This is a genomic window from Egibacter rhizosphaerae, from assembly GCF_004322855.1.
Taxonomy (GTDB): domain Bacteria; phylum Actinomycetota; class Nitriliruptoria; order Euzebyales; family Egibacteraceae; genus Egibacter; species Egibacter rhizosphaerae.
Genome location: NZ_CP036402.1, coordinates 1,231,905 through 1,255,888 on the forward strand (window position 1 = coordinate 1,231,905; position 23,984 = coordinate 1,255,888).

The 23,984-nt window shown below is 72.1% G+C and carries 21 protein-coding genes and 1 pseudogene; 9 read left to right on the plus strand and 13 right to left on the minus strand.

Translation table 11 applies throughout. The features are described from left to right. Positions 1-24: 24 nt before the first annotated feature. From ER308_RS05765 to atzD, 4 genes and pseudogenes are all read right to left on the minus strand, one after another. A complete protein-coding gene (locus ER308_RS05765; protein ID WP_205745921.1) occupies positions 25-1,497 on the minus strand; it encodes a uracil-xanthine permease family protein in 1,473 nt (490 codons plus the stop codon). Between the two features lie 102 nt (positions 1,498-1,599). Continuing rightward, a pseudogene (hydA, locus tag ER308_RS23115) lies at positions 1,600-3,001 on the minus strand (dihydropyrimidinase). Between the two features lie 117 nt (positions 3,002-3,118). Further along, entirely contained in the window at positions 3,119-3,961 is an 843-nt protein-coding gene (locus ER308_RS05775) for a nitrilase-related carbon-nitrogen hydrolase (RefSeq protein ID WP_131154094.1), read from the minus strand. Between the two features lie 56 nt (positions 3,962-4,017). Next, the gene (gene atzD / locus ER308_RS05780) at positions 4,018-5,115 is read right to left on the minus strand and encodes a cyanuric acid amidohydrolase (RefSeq protein WP_205745922.1); all 1,098 of its coding nucleotides are present in this window, start codon (positions 5,113-5,115) and stop codon (positions 4,018-4,020) included. A gap of 368 nt (positions 5,116-5,483) precedes the next feature. On the opposite strand from atzD, the gene ER308_RS05785 reads away from it, so the two are divergent. Further along, positions 5,484-7,094 (plus strand): PucR family transcriptional regulator, encoded by a 1,611-nt coding sequence (locus ER308_RS05785; RefSeq protein ID WP_205745923.1) that lies wholly within the window; start codon positions 5,484-5,486, stop codon positions 7,092-7,094. On the opposite strand, the gene ER308_RS05790 is transcribed toward ER308_RS05785, so the two are convergent. Next, positions 7,091-8,395, minus strand: a complete 1,305-nt coding sequence (locus ER308_RS05790) for an aspartate aminotransferase family protein (RefSeq protein WP_205745924.1) — start codon at positions 8,393-8,395, stop codon at positions 7,091-7,093. The two genes, ER308_RS05785 and ER308_RS05790, sit on opposite strands and share 4 nt — an antisense overlap. A 26-nt stretch (positions 8,396-8,421) precedes the next feature. Next, positions 8,422-9,489 carry an alanine dehydrogenase gene (locus tag ER308_RS05795; protein WP_205745925.1) on the minus strand — a complete coding sequence of 356 codons (1,068 nt, stop codon included), beginning with the start codon at positions 9,487-9,489 and terminating at the stop codon, positions 8,422-8,424. A gap of 220 nt (positions 9,490-9,709) precedes the next feature. On the opposite strand from ER308_RS05795, the gene ER308_RS05800 reads away from it, so the two are divergent. The 5 genes from ER308_RS05800 to ER308_RS05820 all read left to right on the plus strand — a co-directional run bounded on the left by ER308_RS05800 (position 9,710) and on the right by ER308_RS05820 (position 15,396). Beyond that, on the plus strand, positions 9,710-10,879 hold the full coding sequence (locus ER308_RS05800) for an acyl-CoA dehydrogenase family protein (RefSeq protein WP_131154098.1): 1,170 nt from the start codon (positions 9,710-9,712) through the stop codon (positions 10,877-10,879). A gap of 59 nt (positions 10,880-10,938) precedes the next feature. Then, positions 10,939-11,955 carry an acyl-CoA dehydrogenase family protein gene (locus ER308_RS05805; protein ID WP_131154099.1) on the plus strand — a complete coding sequence of 339 codons (1,017 nt, stop codon included), beginning with the start codon at positions 10,939-10,941 and terminating at the stop codon, positions 11,953-11,955. A 92-nt stretch (positions 11,956-12,047) separates the two neighbouring features. Continuing rightward, on the plus strand, positions 12,048-12,602 hold the full coding sequence (locus ER308_RS05810; protein ID WP_165491852.1) for a DsbA family oxidoreductase: 555 nt from the start codon (positions 12,048-12,050) through the stop codon (positions 12,600-12,602). A 140-nt stretch (positions 12,603-12,742) separates the two neighbouring features. Beyond that, positions 12,743-14,353 (plus strand): protein kinase domain-containing protein, encoded by a 1,611-nt coding sequence (locus tag ER308_RS05815; RefSeq protein WP_131154101.1) that lies wholly within the window; start codon positions 12,743-12,745, stop codon positions 14,351-14,353. Then, a complete protein-coding gene (locus ER308_RS05820; protein WP_131154102.1) occupies positions 14,350-15,396 on the plus strand; it encodes a hypothetical protein in 1,047 nt (348 codons plus the stop codon). Before ER308_RS05815 ends, ER308_RS05820 begins: the two co-directional genes overlap by 4 nt. 9 nt (positions 15,397-15,405) lie before the next feature. Here the strand turns inward: ER308_RS05820 and meaB are convergent, their stop codons facing one another. Both meaB and ER308_RS05830 read right to left on the minus strand, forming a co-directional pair. Further along, positions 15,406-16,353, minus strand: coding sequence for a methylmalonyl Co-A mutase-associated GTPase MeaB (gene meaB, locus ER308_RS05825; RefSeq protein ID WP_131154103.1), 948 nt, complete (start codon positions 16,351-16,353; stop codon positions 15,406-15,408). Between the two features lie 4 nt (positions 16,354-16,357). Next, complete coding sequence (locus tag ER308_RS05830) at positions 16,358-17,569, minus strand: acetyl-CoA C-acetyltransferase (RefSeq protein WP_131154104.1); 1,212 nt, start codon at positions 17,567-17,569, stop codon at positions 16,358-16,360. 164 nt (positions 17,570-17,733) lie between these two features. On the opposite strand from ER308_RS05830, the gene ER308_RS05835 reads away from it, so the two are divergent. Further along, the gene (locus ER308_RS05835) at positions 17,734-19,821 is read left to right on the plus strand and encodes a S9 family peptidase (RefSeq protein ID WP_131154105.1); all 2,088 of its coding nucleotides are present in this window, start codon (positions 17,734-17,736) and stop codon (positions 19,819-19,821) included. 100 nt (positions 19,822-19,921) lie between these two features. Here the strand turns inward: ER308_RS05835 and ER308_RS05840 are convergent, their stop codons facing one another. Continuing rightward, positions 19,922-20,101: a hypothetical protein gene (locus ER308_RS05840; protein ID WP_131154106.1), complete on the minus strand. Its 180-nt coding sequence runs from the start codon at positions 20,099-20,101 to the stop codon at positions 19,922-19,924. On the opposite strand from ER308_RS05840, the gene mce reads away from it, so the two are divergent. Both mce and ER308_RS05850 read left to right on the plus strand, forming a co-directional pair. After that, entirely contained in the window at positions 20,078-20,515 is a 438-nt protein-coding gene (gene mce, locus ER308_RS05845) for a methylmalonyl-CoA epimerase (protein ID WP_240731991.1), read from the plus strand. The two genes, ER308_RS05840 and mce, sit on opposite strands and share 24 nt — an antisense overlap. After that, positions 20,512-20,931, plus strand: a complete 420-nt coding sequence (locus ER308_RS05850; protein WP_205745926.1) for a hypothetical protein — start codon at positions 20,512-20,514, stop codon at positions 20,929-20,931. The genes mce and ER308_RS05850 overlap by 4 nt, the downstream gene beginning before the upstream one ends. Positions 20,932-21,115: 184 nt before the next feature. On the opposite strand, the gene ER308_RS05855 is transcribed toward ER308_RS05850, so the two are convergent. From ER308_RS05855 to ER308_RS05870, 4 genes are all read right to left on the minus strand, one after another. Continuing rightward, a complete protein-coding gene (locus tag ER308_RS05855; RefSeq protein ID WP_131154107.1) occupies positions 21,116-21,700 on the minus strand; it encodes a peptidylprolyl isomerase in 585 nt (194 codons plus the stop codon). A 77-nt stretch (positions 21,701-21,777) separates the two neighbouring features. Continuing rightward, positions 21,778-22,644: a peptidylprolyl isomerase gene (locus ER308_RS05860; protein WP_131154108.1), complete on the minus strand. Its 867-nt coding sequence runs from the start codon at positions 22,642-22,644 to the stop codon at positions 21,778-21,780. 27 nt (positions 22,645-22,671) lie between these two features. After that, a complete protein-coding gene (locus tag ER308_RS05865; RefSeq protein ID WP_205745927.1) occupies positions 22,672-22,980 on the minus strand; it encodes a hypothetical protein in 309 nt (102 codons plus the stop codon). 157 nt (positions 22,981-23,137) lie between these two features. Next, positions 23,138-23,962, minus strand: a complete 825-nt coding sequence (locus ER308_RS05870) for a CPBP family intramembrane glutamic endopeptidase (protein WP_165491853.1) — start codon at positions 23,960-23,962, stop codon at positions 23,138-23,140. Positions 23,963-23,984: the final 22 nt, after the last annotated feature.

Sequence of the window (23,984 nt, forward strand, 5' to 3'; positions counted from 1 at the left end):
GGGACCGCGCCCGCCCCGTCATGGTCAGGCCTGGCCGCCCCAGGGGCCGCCACCCTGACCCTGGTCCGGGTTGTTCGGGTCGATCGGCTCCGACGCCTCGGTCGGCGCAGTACCGGCTGCTTGGAGACCGCGCTCGACCTTCGTCCCCGGAATGATGTTGTCCAGGATCAGGCCGAGGATCGCGGCGACCGCCATTCCGGTGGTGCCGACGGTCGTGATGATGCCGTCGAGCTCGTCGATGCCCGTCAGCACCGGCTCGTACTCGGCGAAGTAGTACGGCACCGAGAGCCCGGCGAAGAGGATGAACCCCATGATCATGAGGTTGCGCTGACTGGTGAGGTCCGCGCGGGTCGACTGGCTGATCCCGATCGACGCGATCAGCCCGAACAGCAGGAAGTAGAGCCCGCCGACGATCGGGGTGGGCAGGGTTGCGACGGCAGCGCCGAACCGCTCGAACAACCCGACCACCAGGAGAATCGCGGCCGCCGTGTACACGACCACTCGGCTGGCCACGCGGGTGAGACCGACCAGCCCGATGTTCTCGGTGTAGCTGGTCGAGCTGAAGCCGCCGACGAGTCCGCTGATGAAGCAGCCGATGCCCTCGGCACCGATGCCGCGGTTGACCTGCTTCTCGCTCGGCTCGCCCGCGCCCGCGGCCCGGGCGACCGCGAAGTAGTCCCCGAACGACTCGATCATCGACGCGAGGAAGCCGGCGAGCGTCCCGATGACCGCGCCCGTCACGAAGTTCGGCAGGCCCCACGGGAAGATCAGCGTCGTGGGGTCACGGAACCACGCGGCGTCACCCACGGGGCCGAAGTCCACCGCCTGCGCGCTGTCGGCGGCGAACACGCCCGCCCCGGTGAGACCCACCGCGATGACGTACGTCACCACGATCGCGAGCAGGATCGGGAACAGGGCGAAGAACTTGATCTTCTGCGCCAGGATCAGCGTGAACGTGATTCCGAGGACGATCGTGATCACCGCGAGGGGCCAGCCGCCCGCGGCGTTGTCCGCAGCCGCGTCGAACAGCGCGAGCCCGATCAGGGCGATGACCGGCCCGATCACCACCGGCGACACGAACTGGCGGACCTTGCCGAACAAGGTCGAGTAGCCGAGCAGGATCTGCACGAGCGACCCGGCCATGATCGCGCCGGCGATCACCGGCATCGCGTCAGTCACGCCGTCCGGGTTGGCGGCGATGATCGCGAAGAACGGGCCGAGGAACGCGAACGACACGCCCTGGATCAGCGGCAACCGCGTACCGATCCGGACCTGCAGGAACGTCGCGATCCCCGAAGCGATCATGACCGAGGAGATCAGCACCGCCTGCTCTTGCGGACTCGCGCCCATCTCCGGTCCCAACAGCAGCGGCACCGCGATGGTCGCGCCGAACATGGTGAGCACGTGCTGGATCCCCAGGCCGAGCATGGTGACCGGCTTGGGCACGTCGTCCAGCGCGTACCGCATCTGCTCCTTGCCCATCATCTGTTCACTCAACAGGGCCCTCCTTCGTGGCTTGGTCTCTCCGCCTGGTCCAACCCGCCGCCGTCGGCCCGCCGCCGGGTCCGTGGGTGTGGCGTCGTGGCGTCCGCGACCGCCCTACGCGTCATAGGCGTTCACGCCACGGCGCACGAACTGTCCATGACCGGCCCGTCCGGTCCACTCGCGACCGTCGAGGACGACGGAGCCGCGGGACAGGACGGTCTCTGCACGACCGACGACCTCTCTGCCCTCGTAGCAGGAGTAGTCGACGGCCATGTGGTGGGTCTCGGCCGAGAGCACGTGCCGGGCCTCGGGGTCGTAGACCACGAGGTCGGCGTCGGCTCCCGGGGCGATCTCTCCCTTGCGGGGGTGCAACCCGAACAGCTTCGCGGGTGTGGTGGCGCACAGCTCCACCCACCGCTCGCGGCTGATCCGGCCGGTGCGCACGCCCCCGTCGTGCAGGAGGTCGAGCCGGTGCTCCACGCCCGGCAGGCCGTTGGGGATCTTCGTGAAGTCGTCGCGGCCGAGCTCCTTCTGTCCGACGAAGCAGAACGGGCAGTGGTCGGTCGAGACCGCCTGCAGGTCGTTCGTGCGCAGGCCGTGCCACAGCGCCTCGTGGTGCTCGGGGGGGCGCAGCGGCGGCGAGCAGACGTACTTGGCGCCGCCGAACGGGCCGTCATCGGTCGACCCGCGCAACTCGTCGAGGGTAAGAAACAGGTATTGCGGACAGGTTTCCCGCGTAGACCGACTGTCCCGCATCGCGGGCGTCCTGGACCTCGCGCAGGGCGTCCTCGGCGGACAGGTGGACGATGTAGAGGGGTGTGCCGGCGAGGCGAGCGAGCTCGACCGCGCGGTGCACGGCCTCCCCCTCCATCGAGGCGGGGCGGGTGAGGCCGTGCTCGATCGGCTGGGTCCGCCCGGCCGCGAGTGACTCCGCGACCAGCACGTCGATCGCGATGCCGTTCTCGGCGTGCAGCATGATCTGCGATCCGTTGTCGCCGGCCCGCTTGAGCGCCCGGAGGATCTGGCCGTCGTCGGAGTAGAAGACCCCCGGATAGGCCATGAACAGCTTGAACGAGGTCACGCCCTCGTCGACGACGGCGTCCATCTCCTTCAGCGACTGCTCGTTGACGTCGCTCATGATCATGTGGAAGCCGTAGTCGATCGAGCAGACCCCGTCCGCCTTGCGGTGCCACTCCTCGAGGCCCTCGCGCAGCGCGCCCCCGCGCGGCTGGATCGCGAAGTCGACGATGGTCGTGGTCCCGCCCCAGGCGGCCGCGGCGGTACCGCTCTCGAAGTCGTCGGCGGAGAAGGTTCCGCCGAAGGGCATCTGCATGTGCGTGTGCACGTCGATCCCGCCGGGGATGACGTAGCGGCCACCGGCATCGATCGTGCGCTCGACTCCATCGGCGGGCAGGTCGCGCCCGACGGCGGCGATCCGCTCGCCGTCGACGAGGACGTCCGCCTCGCCCGACCACGTGCTGGTCACGACGGTCCCACCGGAGATCAGGGTGCGCATCGTTCGGGCTCCTCTCTCCGCTGCAACGGCTCCGGGGCTGGCGTCTCGAGGGATCGCGTCCTGTGGTGGGTCGTGGGAGCGCGCGGCCGGACTCTTCCCCCCGCGATCGGCGCCTCCCTAGGCCTCGAACAACGGGCCGTAGGTGTCGGGGCGACGATCGCGGTAGAACTGCCAGGTCCGGCGGACCTCGGTGATCTGATCGAGGTCGAGGTCGCGGACGAACAGCTGCTCCTCGGCGTCGCTCGCGGTGCCGTCGACGAACTGGCCGCGGGGGTCCGAGAAGTAGCTCGTGCCGTAGAAGTCGTTGTCGCCGAGCGGCTCGATGCCGACCCGGTTGATCGCGGCGACGAAGTACCCGTTCGCGACCGCACTCGCGGTCTGTTCCAGTTGCCAGAGGTGGCTCGAGAGCCCCCGGGACGTGGCCGAGGGGTTGAAGACGACCTCGGCGCCGGCGAGCCCGAGCGCCCGCCAGCCCTCGGGGAAGTGTCGGTCGTAGCAGATGTAGACGCCGACCGTGCCCACCGCGGTCTCGAACACGGGGTAGCCGAGGTTGCCCGGACGGAAGTAGAACTTCTCCCAGAAGCCCGGCAGGTGGGGGATGTGGGTCTTGCGGTACTTGCCGAGGTACGTCCCGTCCGCGTCGATGACCGCCGCGGTGTTGTACAGGAACCCCGGCCCGTCCTCCTCGTAGATCGGTACGACCAGGACGAGCCCGGTCTCGCGTGCGATCTCCTGCATGCGCGTCGTGGTCGGCCCGTCGGGCACGGCCTCGGCGAAGTCGAACCAGGCGGGGTCCTGGACCTGACAGAAGTAGGGGCCGTTGAAGAGCTCCTGGAAGCAGAGCACGCCGGCCCCCTGCTCGGCGGCATCGCGGGCGACCCGCTCGTGGTGCTCCACCATCGAGGTCGAGTCGCCGGTCCATTTGGCCTGCACGATCGCGGCTCGCACGGTCCTGCTCATCCTCTGCTCCTCCGCCGCCTTGCTGGCTTCGGCCGTGCCGCCGGCAAGTGTCCGAGTCAGTCTCCCACGTCGACGATCGCCGCCACCGGGCCGCCTCCCGCGGGACCCTGATGCAGGGCCCCGACCGAGACGAACACCGCCGGGTCGCCGACCGCCGCCGCGGTCACCCCTCCGACCGCGCCCTTCGCGTGACGATGCCAGTGCACGTCCGAGTCGTCGAGCATGATCTGTCGGCGACCCCGCAACGTCGCGTCCGGGGCCGCTTCGCACTTCAGGAACACGTTGACGAAGCGCTCGTCGATGTCGCCCGGATGAGGGCGGTCAGGCAGGTCCAGGCCCGCCGACCGCAGCGCCCGGTAGATCCCGTCGAAATCGAGCGCGTCCTCCATCACGGAGTGTCCGATCCGATACCGGCCACCCACGCCCGGCGCGTTCCCCACCACGACGATCTGCCCGCGCTCGAGCTCCACGCCCGACGAGCACGAGGCGACCGACGAGTAGAGCGAGTGGTCCTTGCCGATCTGCTCGGCGGTGGGCATGTCGATCTCCCCGAGGCCGACGGCGATACCCAGGCCGGTGGTCCCGTTCGACATGTCCATCGACTGGTGGATGTCCTCACTGAAGACCGTCTGTCCCCGGGACTTCGCGTCGTTGATGGTCTCCATCGTGAGCAGCGGCGTCTTCGTCTGGACGTAGTGCACCTCGGAGGGATCGGTGATCCCCGCCGCCTTCATCGCGTCCCGCACGCCGTGCGCGATCTTCTCGACCATCGCCGGGCGCCCGATGTCCTCGGGTTGGATGACCTCGCTCATCGCGATCCCGGCCGTGAGACGCGGCTCGGGCCTGGGGTTCGGGTCGTCGACCCGGGCGAACACCGTCGCGTGCGGCGTGATCACCCCGTCACAGCCGCCCGACCAGACCATCGGGATCTGATCGATCTCGGACTGGCCGCGGGTGCCGCGCTCGAGGAGCACCTGATCGAAGGCCATGTCGGCGAGGACACGCGTGAAGTCGTTGACGCCGCCGTTGCCCTCGGTCTTGCCGATGATCCCGAAGACGTCGTCGGCTCCGAACGCCCCGTCGTCGATCAGCGCCGCGAGGCCGCTGGCGTCGTTGACGCTGCCGATCTCGACCTTGCGGACCTCGAATGCCACGCATCCTCCTTGTGGTCGTGGTGACTGGGGGTCGGGCTCCGGCTGCGGCCACCAGCAAGGCCACCCCCGGGAGCGTGCTGGTGAACGGTGGACGTTAGCGCACGACGGCCCGGCGCCGATATGGCAACATACTCCCAGTCTCCAGTTCATCATTGTCATTCTTTGCCGGAGCGACCGAGTGGGGACGGCGCCGTGGTGGCGATCGCCCTCGGGCACCCGCACTCGGTCCGGCTGATCGCGAGGGGCGGATGCAGGAAACGGGAGCGACGGGGCGCGGTGGCGCACGCGGTGGTGTCGGACGGGGCATCGGGCCACGGGCGTCCGAGGACCGCGGCCGGCTCGATCGCCAGGGCCTTCCGGTCCGCCAGGTGCTCAGTGCCACGTCGCTGGCGGCTGCCGAGGTCCTCGCAGGTCGCGAGGGTCTCGAGCGTCCCGTCGAGCGCCTCAACGTCATGGAGGTACCCGACATCCTGCCGTGGGTGAAGCCTCGTGAGTTCCTCCTCACGACCGCCTACCCGCTGCGCGAGGATCCCGAGCGCCTGCCCGGGCTCGTGGCGCAGCTCGCCGACCGGGGCCTGGCCGGGATGGGCGTCAAGATGGGCCGCTACCTCGACGACCTACCGTCGGGGCTCCTCGACGTCGCCGACGAGCTCGCCTTCCCCATCGTTCGGCTACCCGACCACGTCGGGTTCGACGACATTCTGAACGAGGTCCTCACCGAGATCCTCAACCGCCAGGCCAGCGTGCTCGCGAGGTCGGAGGAGACCCACCGGGCCCTGCTGCAGATCGCCCTGTCCGGTGGTGGATGGCCCGAGATCGCTCGCGACCTCTCGGAGCTGCTGGAGTCGGCGGTCCTCCTCTCGGACGCCGACCGGACGGTGCAGGCCGCTGCGGGACTCGACGGCCTCAAGGGGGCGCTCCGGGACGAGGGGATCCTGGAGGGCACCACGGTGCTGGCCACCGACATCGCCGCCGAGCTCGACCGCAGCGGCCCCGGCGCGGAGGTCGGCCGGGGCAGTGTGCGCGCGATCGGTGCCCCGATCCGCGCGGGCGCGCGGCTGCACGGACGCATCCTCACCGTCGAGGGCGCGCGGGAACTCGACGCGGGGGACGTGATCGCGCTCGAGAACGCCGCCACGGTCGCAGCGCTGGTGGTCACCAAGGAGGCCGCGGTGGCCGCCGTCGAGTCGAAGTACGCCGCGGACTTCCTGCACGACCTCATCGCCGGGCGCGTCGCCGATGAGACCGACGTGGCCACGCGCGCCAGCGCACTCGGCTGGCAGCTCGACCGACCCCTGGTCACCCTGGTCGCCGCCCCCGAGCCGTCCGCCCCCGGGCCGGACGACGACCTGACCGAACGCACCGCCGCGGCGCTGCGCACCGCGGTGCTGCCCGGCGATCCCGGCGCGGCCGTGGTGCCGTTGTCGGGGAGCGTCGTCGTGCTCGCGGGCGCACCCGACACGGCCGACGAGACCCGCCGGCTCGCGAGCACGCTGGCGAGCGAGGGGCGCGAGAACGCCGGTCGCCCGATCGGGATCGGGGTGAGCCGCCCGGTCGATGGGGCCCTCGAGCTCGCCACCTCGTACGAGCAGGCCGAGCGCGCGCTCCGCATCGGCCGAGAGATCGCTGGCGCGGGAGCGGTCGCGCACTTCGACGACCTCGGCGCGGATCGGCTGCTCTCGCTCATCCCGGACCAGGAGGAGCTCCGCGCCTTCGCCGACGAGGTGCTCGGCCCGGTCGCCGGGGAAGCCCCCGACGACCGGGAGCTGCGGCGCACGCTGCTCGTCCTCCTCGAGGAGCACCTGAACGTGGCCGCGAGCGCGCGGCGCCTGCACGTGCACTACAACACGCTGCGCTACCGCATCGACAAGCTGGAGCGGCTCCTCGGCCCGTTCACGAGCGACCCGCGGCTGCGGCTCGACCTACAGCTGGGACTGCGCATCCTGCCGCGGTTCCGCCTCGTACCGCCCCGCGACTAGGCGGACGCACCCGCCTCGGCGAGCGCGTCGGCCAACGCGGCGGCACCACGCTCGGTCTCCTCCGCGGTCACGGACAACGGGGGTGTGATCCGCAGCACGTTGCCGTGGAGGCCGCCCTTGCCGATCAGCAGCCCGCGGCCCTTGGTCGCCTCGAGCACCTTCGACGTGAGCTCGGGCGCGGGCTCCCCGGGATCACCGGTCCCGGGTCGGACCAGCTCGACACCGAGCATGAGGCCCTTGCCACGGACGTCGCCCACGCACGCGAGGGGCTCCACCGCCTCGTGCAGGCGTTGCGCCAGGAGCTCGCCCTGTTTGCGGGCGTTGCCCGGCAGGTCGTCCCGGCGCAGCACCCGCAGGTTCGCTCGCGCGCCCGCGCAGGTGAGGGGGTTGCCGCCGAAGGTCGAGATCGAGTTCGCCGTCACCGAGTCCATCAGCTCGGCGCGCGCGACGACCCCGCCCATGGACAGACCGTTGCCGATGCCCTTCGCGAACGTGAGGACGTCGGGTGTGTAGCCATGGTGCTCGTAGCCCCAGAACCGGTCCCCCGTGCGCCCCCAGCCCGTCTGGACCTCGTCGGAGACGAGCAGGATGCCGTGCTCGCGGCAGACCTCGGCCAGCGCGCCGTAGAGCCCGTCCGGGGGATGAGTGAAGCCGCCCACGCCCTGGATCGGCTCGGCCACGAGGCAGGCGACGTCGCCGGCGGTCTGGGTCGCGAGGACGTCGCGCAGATCGTCCACGCACGCCGCGATGTAGGCGTCATCGTCGAGCTCGCGGAACGGGCTGCGGTAGCGGTACCCGCCGTGGACGTAGTGCACGTTCACGGGGGTGAGGCTCGATGCCGACCAGCCGCGGTTGCCGGTGATGCCCATCGTCGCGAACGAGCGCCCGTGATAGCTGTTGCGCATCGCGAGCACCTGGTTCGAGCGCCGGGCCGTGCACGCGAGCAGCAGTGCGAGTTCGTTCGCCTCGGTGCCCGACGTCGTTAAGAACACCTTCGCGTCGGGTATCCCGGAGAGCTCGGCGACCTCCTCCGCCAGGGCGATCTGGTCCTCGATGAGGTAGAGCGTCGAGCTGTGCATGATCTTGGCGGCCTGCTCCTGGACCGCCGCCACGACCTCGGGTTGGGCGTGGGAGGTCATCGTCGTGAGGATCCCGCCGAAGAAGTCGAGGTAGGTGTTGCCCTCGGCATCCCAGACGGTCCGGCCCTCGCCGCGCTCGAGCGCGATCGGCTCCTCGTAGTAGAGGGCCATCCAGGACGGCAGCACCTCACGGTGACGGGCGAGCAGCTCCTCGTGAGACACGTTCGATTCCTTTCGGCCTCCGTCGATCACTCGCGCCCGCGCGCCGCCTCGACCGCCTCGGCGACCGCGCCGTGCACCACCTCTCCGTCCCGCACGTTACACGAGCCAGGCAGCCGCCCACCCGGGCCGGCCGAGGCGAGCTCCTCGACGGCCGGGGCCACGGCCGCGGCCAACGCGCGGCTCGCGGTGCGAGGGAACTGGCCGGGCACGTTGGTCACGCAGTAGTGGTGCACGCCCTCCTCCACGTACACCGGATCGGACAACACGGTGGGGCGAGCGGTCTCGATGCATCCGCCCTGGTCGATCGCGAGGTCGACGATCACCGACCCGGGGTGCATGGCGGCGACGTGCTCACGGCGCACCACCGTCGGGGCCCGGGCGCCCGGCACGAGCGCCGCCCCGACCACCACGTCGGCGTCGGCGACGGCCTCGCCCACCGAGTCGGGGGTGGGGGTGCGCGTCGACTCGACGAGCCCCATGAGGCTGTCCTCGCGCATCCGGTCGAGGTCGATGTCCATGCCCGTGACCGTCGCGTCCAGACCCCGCAGACCGCGCGCGGCAAGGCGTCCCGCCGTCCCGAGGCCGACGACGACCGCTCGGCCGGACGGCACCCCCGCCGCGCCCCCGAGCAGCGTGCCGCTCCCGGCCGCGAGCTCCCCCGCAGCGACCACGGCGGCCGCCCGCCCGGCGATCTCGCTCATGGGGGCGAGCAGCGGCAGGCGCCCCTGCTGGTCCTCGACCGTCTCGAACGCGTGAGCCTCGACCCCGCGCTCGGCGAGCGCGGCGGCGAGTTCCGGCACGGCCGCGAGATGCAGGAAGCAGAACAGGCGCAGGCCCGAGCGCAGATGCGCCCACTCGGAGGGTTCGGGCTCCTTCACCTTGACGACGAGATCGGCGCCCCAGGCGTCCTCGCGCGCGACGGCCTTGACGCCCAGTCGCTCGTAGGCCGGGTCCGGGAACCCCGAGCCCTCGCCGGCCCCGCGCTCCATCACCACCTCGTGGCCGGCATCGACGAGCAGGCCCGCTCCCGGGGGGTCGAGGGCGACCCGCCGTTCGCCGTCCTTGATCTCCGCGACGATCCCGATGACGGCCACGATCCACGACCTCCCTCGCGCCCCGCGGGCGACGGGGCTCGTCGGGTGCTCCGAGTGCAGGCGCTGCGCAGTCTCCGCCTCCGGCCCACGACGGGCAACACCCCGGGGGGCTCACCCGGGCACCCGATTCTGCGCGGGACGGCCGGGACTCGCCTACCTGACCACGGTCAGGTAGGGTCGGATCCGACGTTGGCCGCCAGCGGCAAGGAGCGTCCGCGCCATGGATCTGCGCCTCACCGACCAACAGCAAGCGTTCCGGGACGAGGTCCGCGAGTGGCTGGCCACCAACGTGCCGGCCGAAGCGCTGCCGCCCTCCTCCACCGCGGAGGGCCTCGAGGCCCACCGCGCCTGGGAACGCCGTCTCTACGAGGCCGGCTACGCCGCCATCCACTGGCCCACGGCCTACGGCGGACGCGACGCCGATCTGTTGACGCAGGCGATCTTCAGCGAGGAGTACGCCCGCGCCGGCGCACCCCACCGCATCAACGTCCTCGCGCTCGGCCTGGCCGGTCCGGTGCTCATCGACTACGGGACCGAGGACCAGAAGCGGCGCTGGCTGCCGGGCATCCTCTCGTGCGACGAGATCTGGTCGCAGGGCTTCAGCGAACCCGACGCCGGCAGCGACCTGGCGGCCCTCAAGACGACCGCCGTCCGCGAGGGCGACGAGCTGGTGGTCAACGGGCAGAAGATCTGGACCACGCTGGGCCGGTTCGCCGACTGGATCTTCGCGCTGGTGCGCACCAACCGGGACGCACCCAAGCACCAGGGGATCACCTTCGTGATGATCCCGATGGACTCCCCGGGCATCGAGGTGCGCCCGATCATGCAGATCAACGAGGATCCCGGCTTCAGCGAGGTCTTCTTCAGCGACGTGCGGGTACCGGTCGACCACGTCGTCGGTGAGATCGACGACGGCTGGCGGATCGCGATGGCCACGCTCGGCTACGAGCGCGGCACCGGCCTCGGCAACCACGTGCGGTTCTCGCAGAACGTCGACGAGCTGATCGCCCTCGCCCGGGCCGAGGGTGCCGACCGCGACCCGCTCGTCCGCGACCGGATCGCGCAACGTTTCGTCGAGACCGAGGTCTTCCGCCACCACACCTACCGGGGTCTCACCCGAATGGCGTCGGGGGAGGGCCTCGGGCCGGAGGCGAGCCTCAACAAGCTGTACTGGTCCGAGATGGAGACGCGCATCTTCGAGGACGGCCTCGACCTGATGGGGGCGAGCGCGCAGCTCTCGGACGAGGCGGACACACCGTCCGCGGTGGACGAATGGCACAAGCGGTACTGGTACGCGCGCGCCTCGAGGATCTACGCCGGCACCAGCGAGATCCAGAAGAACATCATCGCTGAGCGAGTGCTCGGCCTTCCCAAGGAGCCACGCGGCTGACGCGGGCACGCGAGAGCGCCTCGGCGCGGGCGACCCGGAGCGACGCAGAGGAGGATCCGGTGCGGTTCGACTTCACCGACGACCAGTACGCGCTGCGCGACGGCGCGCGCGAGTTCTTCGAGGGCGAGTGCACGCCCGAACACGTGCGGGCGATGTGGGAGCACGAGACCGGGGTCAGCGAGGCGCGCTGGAAGCAGCTGGCCGACACCGGCTTCGTCGGTCTGACCATCCCCGAGGAGTACGGCGGGCTCGGGTTGGGGGCGGTCGACCTGGTGCTCCTGCTGGAGGAGGCCGGGTACGCCGGTCTGCCCGAGCCGTTGCTCGAGACCGCCGCCGTCGTCGCGCCCGTGCTGGCGGCCCACGCCTCCGAGGCCACCAAGGACGAGTGGCTCTCGCGTCTGGCCACCGGCGAGGCGCTCGCCACGGTCGCGTACGACCGGGCCGGCGACGGCCGCTGGCTCGCCGCCCAGGGTCACGTCGTCGACCTGGTGCTGGTCCTCGACGGCGAGGCCTGCCACCTGGTGGCCGCCGAGGAGTGCACGGTGGAGCCGCAGGCGACGCTCGACCGGGGCCGCCGCGTCGCCGCCCTCTCGATCGACACGGGCGACGCGACACGCCTCGGGGACGCGGAGGCCGCCGCGGAGACACGTGATCGGGTCGCCGCCGGCGCGGCGGCCGTGTTGAACGGGGTGTCGCGGCGGCTACTGGACCTGACCATCGCCCACGTCAGCGAGCGGGAGCAGTTCGGCCGTCCCGTCGGGTCGTTCCAGGCGGTCAAGCACAAGCTCGCGGAGACCAAGCTGCTGGTGGAGAGCGCGCGCCCGGCCACCTGGTACGCCGCCTACGCGATCGACGAGGGCCGGATCGACCGGGCACGGGCAGCCAGCGTCGCCAAGGCCTACGCCAGCGACGCGGCCGCCAAGGCCAACCACGAGTCGCTCCAGTGTCACGGGGGCATCGGCTTCACGTGGGAGCACGACCTGCACCTCTGGCTCAAGCGCGCGAGCGCGTTGCAGCGCGCCTACGGCAGCGCGAGCAACCACCGCGCCCGGCTCGCCGCGGCCCTGCTCGACTAGGCCGAACCGCCGCACGCCTCGCCACCCCAGCCCCCACCCTCGTCACTCCCTCGCCGGGCCATCGGCCCCCCTCCGCCGGTACGATCACGGGCGTGATCACGCTCTACCACGACTACACGTCCCCGACCTCCGCCGTCGCGGTCGCACGAGCCCACCGGCTCGCGGCCGAGGGTCTGCCGATCCAACTCGTGGGGTTCGAAGCCATCGGGGTGGACATGACCCTGCCGGTGACCGTTGACGTGCTCGGCGAGCTCGACGCGGTGTCCGAGGCCGCACGAGCCGAAGGGCTCGCCCTCTCGCGCCCGGACACGCTGCCGGTGACCGGCCTCGCCCACGTCGCCGAAGACGTCGCGCAGGCGGCTGGTCGGGGCGACGCGTGGCGCGCCGCCGCGTACCGCGCCTACTGGGAACAGGCCGCCGACCTGGCCGACCGGTCCGTGCTGCTGACGCTGGCGGCCGAGATCGGCCTCGACACGGAGCGGACCACGGCCGCCCTCGACGACCGCCTCGCCCTCGCAGCGGTGCGCCAGCGCACCGGGGAGCTGCGCCGCGAGGGGATCGGAGGCGTTCCGACGCTGCTGGCCCACCGCACCCTGGTCCCCGGCCTCCTGCCCGAGGACGACCTGCGCGCGCTCGCCGGCCCATAGCATCACTGGGCCTGCACCGGGACGGTGGTCGACGGCCGATGGTCGGGGATCACGGGCTCGCGGATCGCTAGCATTCACATCGTGCGACGCGAAACCGTGAAGAATCGCATCCTCGACGTGCGTGGGCCCGGGGAGCGGTCGTGAGCCAGGTGCTCGTCGACCGCTACGAGCTGGGCGCACCGCTCGGCTCAGGTGGCATGGCGACGGTGGTCGCCGCGTACGACCGGCGTCTGCAACGCCAGGTCGCGGTCAAGCTACTGCGCGACGACGTCGCGGCGAGCGGTCAGGACCGCTTCCTGCGCGAGGCGCGCAACGCCGCCAGCTTCTCGCATCCGCACGCGGTGGCGGTCTACGACACCGGCCGGGACGGTGACGTGCCGTTCATCGTGATGGAGCTCATCGACGGCGCCTCGCTGTCCGAGGTGCTCACACAGCGCGGAGCCCTCGAACAACACGAGACGATCGCGGTCGCCCGGCAGGTACTGAGCGCACTCGGCGCAGCACATCGACGGGGGCTCGTCCATCGCGACATCAAGCCCGGCAACATCCTGCTGCCCGACGCCCACGTGCCCCAGCACCCCGCGGACGAGCCCGGTGCGAAGCTCGCGGACTTCGGCATCGCCAAGGGCATCGAGGACGCCGGGGCGGGCCTCACCGTGACCGGCCAGGTGCTCGGCACACCCCGCTACGTCGCGCCCGAGCAGGTCGCGGGGGACGTGGCCACCCCCCGCTCGGACGTCTACAGCCTCGGGGTCGTGCTCTACGAGGCCCTGGCCGGGGAGCCTCCGTTCACTGGCGAGAATCCCATCGCCGTCGCGCTCGCCCACCGCGAGGACCCTGTCCCGAGACTCGATCGCAAGCGGCGCGGCCTCGACCCGGGACTCGTCGCGGTCGTCAACCGCGCGCTCGAGAAGGATCCGCAGCGCCGCTTCGCCGACGCCGACGACCTGCGGGAGGCACTCCGCAACCCGTCCGGCACGGCCACGGTGCCGCTGACCGGTGCCGGAGGGCAGGCGAAGACCCAGCGCCTCGACGCCGCCGGGAGCCCCGATCCCGGGGCCGGCCACCAGCGCACCGCGGTGATGGATCCGGATTCGCCCGCACGGGTGCGTCGACGCTGGCCGTGGGCCCTGCTGACGGTGCTCCTCATCGCGGCCGTCGCGGCCGCCATCATCGGGGTCATCGGGCTCGGCAACCTGCTCGGTGGCCTGTTCGACCTGGACGTCGGGGAGGACACCGAGGACGAGCCTGACGACGAGCCAGAGGAGGCCCCCGAGGCCCCCGAGGCCCCCGAGGCCCCCGACGACGAGCCTGACGCCCCGGAGGAGGCCCCCGACGGGCCACCAGAGGACGAGCCCGGCGACGAGCCACCCGACGAGGACGAGCCCGGCGACGAGCCACCCGACGAGGACGAGCCGGGCAACCAGGGCGCCCCCGAGGACCCACCCGGCCAGGAATCCCCCGGGGATCCACCCAACCAGGGCGCCCCCGAGGACCCACCCGGCCAGGGCGCCCCCGGGGACCCACCCGGCCAGGGTGAGAACGGCGGGGCGGACCCGCCCCCCGATGCGGAGAATCCCGGGCAGGACGCCGACGACGACCCCGGCAACTCCGCGCCGGCCGACGGCAACGCGGATCGATCGACGGGGGCCAACTCACGATCCCCGAACGTCGGCAACGACGGAACCCAGGAGGCCAACCCGCCCCCGCGGGATGCCCCGCCCCGCTGGATCCCCGGGGTCCGCGCGTGACGGCGGGCAGCCCGACGCCGCTGCGGCTCGGCGCACGGACGCTTCACGAGGAGGAGCACGGGCCGTCCGCGAGTCCGACGGCGCTCGTCGACCTCTCGCCGGACGGGACGGTGACACGCGAACTGGCCGCCGACCCGGTCGGCTGGCTCGGGAAGGCCCATTGGCAGCGGTACGGCGCCGACCCCGCGCTGCGGGTCACTTTGCGCTCCGGTCCGACGGTGGGTCTGCACGCGCATCCCGACCGCCGAGTCGCGCGCGCCCACTTCGACAGCGCCTGGGGGGCCACCGCCACGTGGCTCGTCCTCGGCATCGATCACGCCGGGGCACAGGTGCGACTCGGCTTCGCCGAGGACCTCGACGCCGGCCGTCTCGCCGACACCATCGCGTCGCCCCGGGAACAGGGATTGCTCGAGGCCACGAACGCGGTGCCGGTGACCCCGGGCGACGGGCTGCTCGTCCCCGCCGGCGTGCCGCACGCCGCAGGGCCCGACGTGCACGTGCTCACGGTCCACGAGCCCGGGGAGACGACCGTGCCCCTGGACGGCACGTGGGCCGACGGCTCGGGGGGAGGCACGGCCGCGTCCGCGCGCGGGAACACGGCCGATCTCGACCCGATCGCAGCAGCGGCCTGCGTCGACCGCTCCGCGTGGAGTCCCGCGCGTCTCCGCTCCGTGCACACCACGCGCCGGAACGCTCGACGGGAGGGTGGTGGCACCCGCCGAGCCCTGCCCCCCGCCGCCGATCCCTTCTTCACCGCCCGGTGGGTGACCCCGGATCCACTGGCCTGGCTACCCGCCTCGTTCGGCCTCCTGGTGGTGCTGTCCGGCGAGGGCACGCTCGCGACCCAGCAAGGGCACGAGCACCCCCTGTCCCGGGGAGAGGCCTGGCTCGTCCCCCACACCGCGGGTCGGGTGACGGTCTCCGGTGGGCTCGAGGGGGTGCACGTCGCGCCTCCCGACTCGGCCGCCGAGCGCCCCGACGCGCCCGCGGTCGAGCGCCCTCTCGACCTGCCTGGGCTCGACGACCCGCACGGCTCCGGGTAGCGGCGGGCGCTACCCCTCCAAGGCCTCGACGAGGCGATCGGCAGCGGTGTACGGGTCGACCTCGCGTCGCTCGACACGATCGATCAGCTCGTCGAAGAGCGTCCCGCCGGCTGCTGCGGCGAACCGCTCGCGCACGACCCCGAGCGCGAGTTCACGGACCTGCATCCGCGCACGGGAGCGGCGCCGCTCGGTGAGCCGCCCGTCCTCGTGCAACGCGTCGCGATGCTCCCCGATCGCATCCGCGAGCTCGACGATGCCCTCGCCCTTCGCCGCGACCGTGCGATGAATCGGGATCTCCGGTAGACCGGGGAGCAGGCGCTGCATGTCGGAGAGTTCGCGCACGGTGCGGTCCGCCCCGTCCCGATCGGCCTTGTTGACGCAGAAGAGGTCCGCGATCTCCAGGATCCCCGCCTTGGCCGCCTGAACCGCGTCGCCCATCCCCGGGGCCACGGTCACGACTGTGGTGTCGGCCACGCTCGCCACCTCGACCTCGGCCTGGCCGACGCCCACCGTCTCGAGCAGCACGACGTCGAAGCCGGCCGCGTCGAGCGCGAGCAGTGCCTGCGGGGTCGCCCACGCGAGCCCTCCGAGGTGCCCGCGGCTGGCCATCGATCGGACATACACGCCGGGGTCGAGGGCGTGCTCCTGCATCCGTACCCGGTCGCCGAGGAGCGCGCCCCCGCTGAACGGCGACGAGGGGTCCACGGCCAGCACGGCGACCTGCCGGCCACGCGCACGCCACTCGGTCACGAGCTGCGACGACAGCGTCGACTTCCCCACCCCGGGCGAGCCCGTCATGCCGACGAGGTGGGCGTGACCGCTCGCACGGTGCAGGCGCGCGACGACGTCGCGCACGAGCGGCTCGGCGCCGTCCTCCAGCCAGGAGAGCACCCGCGCGAGCGCGCGGCGGTCCCCGTCGAGCAGTCGGCCGGTGAGCCCGGCGACGTCCACCGACATCCGGCTAGCCGACCTCGAGGAGCAGGGCGTCGCCCTGACCGCCGCCGCCGCAGAGCGCCGCAGCCCCGAACCCACCTCCGCGCGCGGCGAGCTGGTGCAGCACCGCGGCGGTGATCCGGGCCCCGGACGCACCGATCGGGTGACCAACCGCCACGGCGCCCCCGTGGGGATTCACGCGCGCCTCGTCGACCCCCAGCAGGTCCGTCGAGTGCTTGGCGACCGCGGCGAACGCCTCGTTGATCTCGTAGACCTCCAGACCGTCGGGAGCCACCCCGGCCTTCTCCGCCGCGAGCCGGATCGCCTCCGCCGGCTGGTGGTGCAACGACGGGTCCGGCCCCGCGACCGTGCCGTAGCCACGGATCCGCCCCACGGGCGTCGCGCCGAGCTCCTCGGCCACCGCCCGGCTCGCGACCACCAGTGCGGCGGCGCCGTCGGAGATCTGGCTCGCGTTGCCCGCGGTGATCGTGCCGTCGGCCGCGAACGCGGGCTTCAGCTTTCCGAGCGACTCCGTCGTGGTGCCCGGCCGAACACCCTCGTCCTCGGTGACGATCTCGGGCTCGCCGCGGCGCTGGGGAATCTCGACGGGTACGACCTCGCCCTCGAAGCGGCCCTCCTTCGTCGCGGTTGCCGCCCGCTCGTGGCTGCGCGCGGCCCATTCGTCCTGGACCGCCCGGTCGATGCCGTAGCGGGCGTTCATGGCGTCGCTCGTCGCGCCCATGTGGGCGTCGTCGAACGCGCACCAGAGCCCGTCGTGCACCATCGCATCGACCAGTTTCCCGTCGCCCATCCGATAGCCGAACCGGGCGTCGGGCAGCAGGTAGGGCGCCTGCGACATCGATTCCATCCCCCCGGCCACGACCACCGAGGCCTCGCCGAGGCGGATCTGCTGATCGGCGAGCGCCACCGCGCTCATGCCCGACAGGCAGACCTTGTTGATGGTCGTGGCCGGCACGTTCATGCCGATCCCGCCCTGCTGGGCGGCCTGGCGCGCGGTGATCTGCCCCTGACCGGCCTGCAGGACGTGCCCCATGAGCACCTGGTCGACGCGATCGGCGGGCACTCCGGCGCGCTCGAGAGCCGACGCGATCGCGCGCCCACCGAGATCGACCGCGGCCAGGCCCGCGAAGGCGCCGCCGAGGCGGCCGATCGGGGTGCGGGCGTATCCCAGGAGCACCGGCTCGCGGCGAGGATCGACGGCAGGATGGTCAGCGGTCATGAGGCACTCCTCCTCCGGGGATGACGTGCCCATGATCGCAGACGCTCGACCTCCCGCTACGAGCGCGGCGGCGCCGGGCGGCGTTCGGCCTCGCCCGCCCGGGCCCCGGCCACCACCGCGCCACCAACCTGCCGAGTCCGCCCGCGGATGCGATCATCGCCGCCATGAGCAACCACGACACTCCCCACTTCGATCTCGAGACGTTCCTCGCGATGCCCCGTGTCTCCGGGCTCGCCGTCCACCCCGAGGGGCACCGCCTCGTCGTCGGGGTCGCCGAGCCCGACCCCGACGGCACGCGCTTTCGCACCGCCCTCTGGACCCTCGACCCCGACGGGGCGGCCCCGAGGCGGCTAACCCGCTCGGTGCCCGGGGAGGCCGCACCGACCCTCCTGCCCGACGGCCGACTGCTCTTCACCTCGAAACGGGTGGACCCGGACGTCCCCTCGTCCGAGCGCGACGACGACGTCGCCGGCCTGTGGGAGCTGCCCCTCGACGGAGGGGAGCCGCGGCTGCTCGCCGACCCGCCGGGGGGTGTCGGCAGCGTAGCGGTCGCCCGCGATGCCGGGCGCGTGCTGCTGAGCAGCCCCCTTCACGAAGGCACCGCGGACTTCGAGGCGGATGCCGAGCGGGGGAAGGCCCGCAAGGACGCGAAGGTGTCGGCCCAACTCGTCGAGCGCTACCCGGCTCGGTTCTGGGACCGCTGGCTCGGGCCTCGCTCCCCTCAGCTGTTCACCGGCGACGCGGTCGATCCCAGAAACGAAGCGCGCCCCGAGTGGACGGCTGCGACACCGGGGGTCCACGGTCCCCTGGAGCTCGCGACGGCGACCCTCGACCCACAGGGCCGCACCATCGTGACGACCTGGTCGGAGGATCCCGACGATCTGCGCTCGCGCGTGACCGACCTCGTCGCGATCGACCTCGACAGCAACGGCGAGCCCCGAGGGCGACGCACGCTGCTCGCCGAGCCGCGCGTGCGCTATGGATCGCCCGCGGTCTCGCCGGACGGGGGCTGGGTCGCCTGCGTGCGCGCCCCGATCGGCATGCCCGACGCGCCCCACGACATGACCCTGGCCATCGTCCCTCTCGATGGAGGCACCGGTGCGGTCGATCTGCTGCCCGGGTTCGATCGGTGGCCACAGGCGCCGGTGTGGACCCCCGACGGGGACGCGGTGCTGTTCACCGCCGACGACGACGGCCGCACCCTGCCGTTCCGCGTGGAGATCGAGGCGGACGGGGCCGGTGGCCGTCGCGGCGGCGCGGTCACCCGCCTCGCCGCCGAAGGAGCCTTCAGCGACCTCGCGCCCACGCGTGACGGTCGAACGTTGTACGCCCTGCGCTCGCAGGTCTCCGATCCCCACCGTGTCGTCGCACTCGATCCCGTGACCCCCGATCAGGTGCCGGGCGCCGTGCCGACCCCCGGCGACGCGACGCGTCCGGAGGCCACCGTGCCCCCGGGCCGGGTCGAGCGCGTCGACGCCACCGCCGATGACGGCGTGCGGATCCCCGGCTGGCTCGTGCGTCCACCCGAGGAGGTCGCCGACGGCCCTGCGCCACTCGCGGTGTTCATCCACGGGGGCCCGCTGTCCTCGTGGAGCGGGTGGCACTGGCGGTGGTGTCCACACGTGCTCGCGGCCCGCGGCTGGGCGGTCCTGTTGCCCGATCCAGCACTCTCGACCGGCTACGGCTACGACTACATCGCCCGCGGATGGGGCCGGTGGGGCGCCGAGCCGTACACCGACCTCATGGCCCTCGTCGAGGAGGTCGCCGCCCGCGACGACGTCGACGCGGCGCGCACGGCCGCCATGGGGGGCTCGTTCGGCGGCTACATGGCCAACTGGATCGCCGGCCACACCAACCGATTCGACGCGATCGTCACGCACGCGAGCCTCTGGAACCTGGAGGCGTTCCACGGCACGACCGACAACGGCCCGCTGTGGGAGAACGAGTTCGGCGACCGCTACACCGAACCGGAGCGGTACCGCGAGTGGTCGCCGCACCGCTTCGTGGACCGGATCACCACGCCGATGCTCGTGATCCACGGCGAGCGGGACTTCCGGGTCCCGGTCAGCGAGGGTCTCACGCTTTGGACCGACCTGCGGCGACACGGCGTCGAGAGCCAGTACCTGCACTTCCCCGACGAGAACCACTGGGTGCTGACCCCACAGCACGCCCGCATCTGGTACGAGACCGTGCTCGCGTTCCTCGACCACCACGTCCTCGGCGAACCGTTCGAGCGTCCCGAGCTCCTGTAGGCCGCCGGGATGTTGACCTCGCGGCCGTACCGCTGATGTCCCGACCCGGGGACGTGCGGTGGCCGCGCGCTCGTCGCTGCGCCCGGCTGTTGAGGACAGTTCAATGCAGGATGTTGCGCGTGGATGCGGAGGTCTCGACGCCTCCGCCCTGCAGCAGATTGACGTCGTCGTTCTCGCGCAGGATTCCGCGCGAGAATGACGACGTCGTTCCGGCGCAATCGGCCCAGTGCGATGGTCGCACGGGAAGGAGCTTGCCGTGATCCTGAAACGCCTCGACCACGTCGGCTACGCGGTACCCGACCTGGAGGAGGCCATCCGCTATCACGCCGACCTCTACGGCGCCGAGGTGAGCCACCGGGAGGAGCTGCCTGACGACGGGGTGCGGGAGGCGCTCCTCGCGGTGGGCGAGAGCTTCATCCAGCTCCTCGAGCCGACCCGCGAGGACTCCCCCGTCGCACGCTGGATGGCCCGCAACGGAGGGCCGGGTGTCCACCACGTCGGTTACGGGGTCGAAGACGTCGCGTCGACCCTCGCGGACCTGAAGGAGCACGGCGTACGCGTCGTCGACGAGCACCCCCGCACCGGATCGCGTGGCTGCACCGTGGCGTTCCTCCATCCCAAGGGCGCGATGGGCGTGCTCATCGAGCTCGTCGAGGACCCACGCCGCGACGGGCTCGCTACACTCGACTCGTGAGCTTCTTCGACCGGTTCCGGCGCCGCCAGCGCGGCAGCGAGGGTCCCCAGACCGCCGGCCCTTCGGCCCAAGCGGTGAGCGACCTGAAGGAGTTCCTCGGCAGCCGCAGGGGCGTCGAGGCCTACGTGGAGCCACCCACCGCGGTCTACGCGATGACCTTGGTACTCGTCGCCGGCGACGGCGAGTACATCCGGCGGCCCGTAAAGCACGCGAAGCAGGCCCACCAGATCGCGGACGACGCCGGCATCCCGATCTACGACGCGCGCATCGTCGGCTATCCACAGCGCATGCGCGACTACGACCGCGGAGTCCGTCGGGACCCGATCGCCCTCGACGACCTGCCACCGCTCGAGACCACCGACGAGGCCGAGGCGGGACGGGACGACGGGGCCGACCCGCCTCCCGCCGAGCGGTAGGCCCGACCACCGAGGTAGGCCCCTCCCGCCGAGCGGTAGGCCCGACCCGCCGAGCGGTAGGCCCGACCCGCCGAGCGGTAGGCCCGACTCACCGAGGGTAAGCCCACCGGGGCCCACACGACGGCGCCCCTTCGCCGGGGGAAACGAAGGGGCGCGTCGGTCGGGGTGGGTCTCGTCGGGCCCGTCAGCTGTCGATTTCGACGGTTGCCGCTTCCAGGAAGACGTGTTGTTGCGGCTGCTCGCCGTTCAGCGGCACCGCGGCGATCCGGTCGACCGCGTCCATTCCCGAGGTCACGAGCCCGAAGACCGCGTAGTCGGGCGGCAGTCCGACGTCCTCGAGGGTGATGAAGAACTGGCTGCCGTTGGTGTCGGGCCCGGCGTTGGCCATCGCGAGGGTGCCGCGCGGGTACCCGCGGGTCCGCGCCGCGTCCAACTCGTCAGCGAACGCGTAGCCGGGGCCACCGGTACCGGTGGCGGTGGGATCACCCATCTGCACGACGAAGCCCGGCACGACCCGGTGCACCTCGGTCGCGTCGTAGAAGCCCTCGCGGGTGAGGAAGGCGAAGTTGTTCGCGGTCACGGGTGCCTCGTCGGCGAGCAACTCGAAGGAGATCTCCCCACAGGAGGTCCGCAGGCTCCCGCGGTAGCGGGACCCACCACCCAGGACCTGCGCGGGACCGTCATAGCGGTCCTTCGGTTGCCCGGCTTCGGGCGGCACGCTGCCGCCGCACGCCACATCCATCACACCCTCCCACAGGTCCCCCTGCATCGGTTCGGTCCGCGTCCTCGATGAGCCTCCCGCACGCTCGGACCACGCGACAGCCTGCCAGTCCCGGCCGGATAACGCTAGTCGGCCCCTTCCACCGAGACCGATTCGATGTAGACCCGCTCAGCCGGGGCCGGCCCGTCGGGCGCCAGGAGCTCGCCGATGGCGCCCAAGTCGACGATCTCGTCGAGCACCTCGCGGCCGTCGACGACCTCGCCGAAGTTCGTGAACATCAGCTCGTCCTGCTGTCCGGCGAGTTCCTCGAAGGCCTCCCCGTAGACGAGGAAGAACTGGCTCCCCCCGCTGTCGGGACCCCCGAAGCTCGCGAGGGCGACGCTGCCCGACGGATAGCCCTCCTCCTCGGCCCGCGCGGTCTCGCTCGGGAGCTCGAAGCCGACATCGCCGTCGAGCGCGTCGTTCGGTGAGCCTGCTTGCAACACCTCGAGGCTCTCGTCGTGACGGAACACCTCCCGACCGTCGTAGAACCCGTCCTCGGCGAGGAACACGAAGGCGTTCACGGTCTCCGGTGCGGCCTCGGCGTCGAGATCGATGACGAGCTCGCCACAGCTGGTCTCGATCGTCGCGCGGTAGTCCGCGCCCTCGTCGAGAACGTCGGGTGGCGCCTCGTCGTAGGGTTCGCGTTCGTCGCCCGCGCCTGCGGGTGCCTCGGCGCCGCACGCGACCGGGCGGTCCGCGACGGCCTCCTCCTGCTCCTCGATCTCGGCGAGGAGCTCCTCCTGCTCCGCCCGGGCCTCGGCTTCCTCCTGGCGCTGTTCGTAGATCGTGAAGCCGATCAGCGCGCCCCCGAGGAGCAGGATCCCCGCGATGACCGCGAGCGTGATGCGCTGCTGACGCCGCTCCGCGCGGCGCGCCTCTTCGCGCGCGGCCTCCTTGGCCGCACGACGCTCACGTCTGGTTTGCTTGGCCTGTTGCTTCCGCGTTCCCACGGTCCCCTCGCGCTCGTCGGTCGCGGACTAGCTCGCGCCGCGGGAGCGGCGCACCTCGAGGCGCCAGCAGTGTTGGTGCCAGTGGCGCCGCAGGTCGTTGTCGTGCTCGGGCCACACCACGACGTGGCTCTCGCCCCGCTCGACGGCGTTGCCGCAGTCCGGACAGACGTACTCCTTGGTCGTGCGGGACCCGTCGATGCGGCGCACCTCGTAGCCGTCGAGCTCGAGGTCGTCGTCGAGGCGTGCCGGCAGGCCATCGAGGCCCCTCAGGTCGCGCAGGGCCTGCGGGTCCTGCCACGGCCGGGTGGCGCGCTTGCGGCGGCTGCCCTTGCTCACTTCCTCGCTCCCGTCCCGGAGTTGATCGACACCCGCGAGCGACCTCGGCCCGGCCGCGGCAACGGCGCGTTCCGGCGAGCCCGCAGTGCGCCAGCCTACGTCATCGCAGACGGGTGGCAGCAGGGAACCGCTGCGCGGCGCAGGCGCCCGCGCTCGGTCACCACATGCCCGCAACGCCCAGCATCGCGGTCACGCCGATCGCGTTGAAGACGAGGTGGCCGAGGAAGGGGACGAGGAGGGTGCCCGACCGCTCGTAGGCCCATGCGAGCAACGCGCCGAAGGGCAGGAGCGTCGCCGCGAGGATCGTGTAGCCGAGCAGATCTGCGGCGGGATGTGCCAGCGCGAACACGATCGCCGAGACCCAGATGGCGGCGCCCCGCGGCAGCCTTCGGGCCAGCGCGGGATAGAGCATGCCCCGGAACGCGAGTTCCTCGCCGATCGGGGCGAGGACGGCAGCCCCGAGCACGAGGAAGGGCACCGCCGTCGGATCACCCGCCGCGGCCTGGAACTCCTGCTGCACCGCGGGCGGCTCCTGTTCGAGCAGCGTGAAGATCGCCGTGATCAACCCGCCGACGACGAGGTTCGAGAGGAGGAAACCCCCGACGCCGAGACCGATGCCGCCGGCCACGTGCCGCAGTCCCGGACGGCGGCTGCCCATCAGCCGTCCGAAGGCTTGGGGATGGCGGAGGCCGACCACGCCGAACACCGCGACGATGTAGGCGATCGGCTGGGCGAGGAGGACGGGCGCGAACTCGCCTGCGTCGTCACCTGCGAGGTCCGCACCGTCGGGCAGCAGCGCGAATCCCAGGATCGTCCCGAGGACGGTCCCGAGAACCAGCACCGCGATCGAGTCAGGCAGGGTCCACGGCACATCGGCGAACCGCGAGCGGCCCTTGGATCCCGGCCGGGATCCGGTCGAGCCGGCGGATCCCGTCGACCCGGTCGGGTCGGTCGGCCCGGTGGGATCGGCGGGGTCGCTCACTGCTGGACAGCGTACGAGGGGG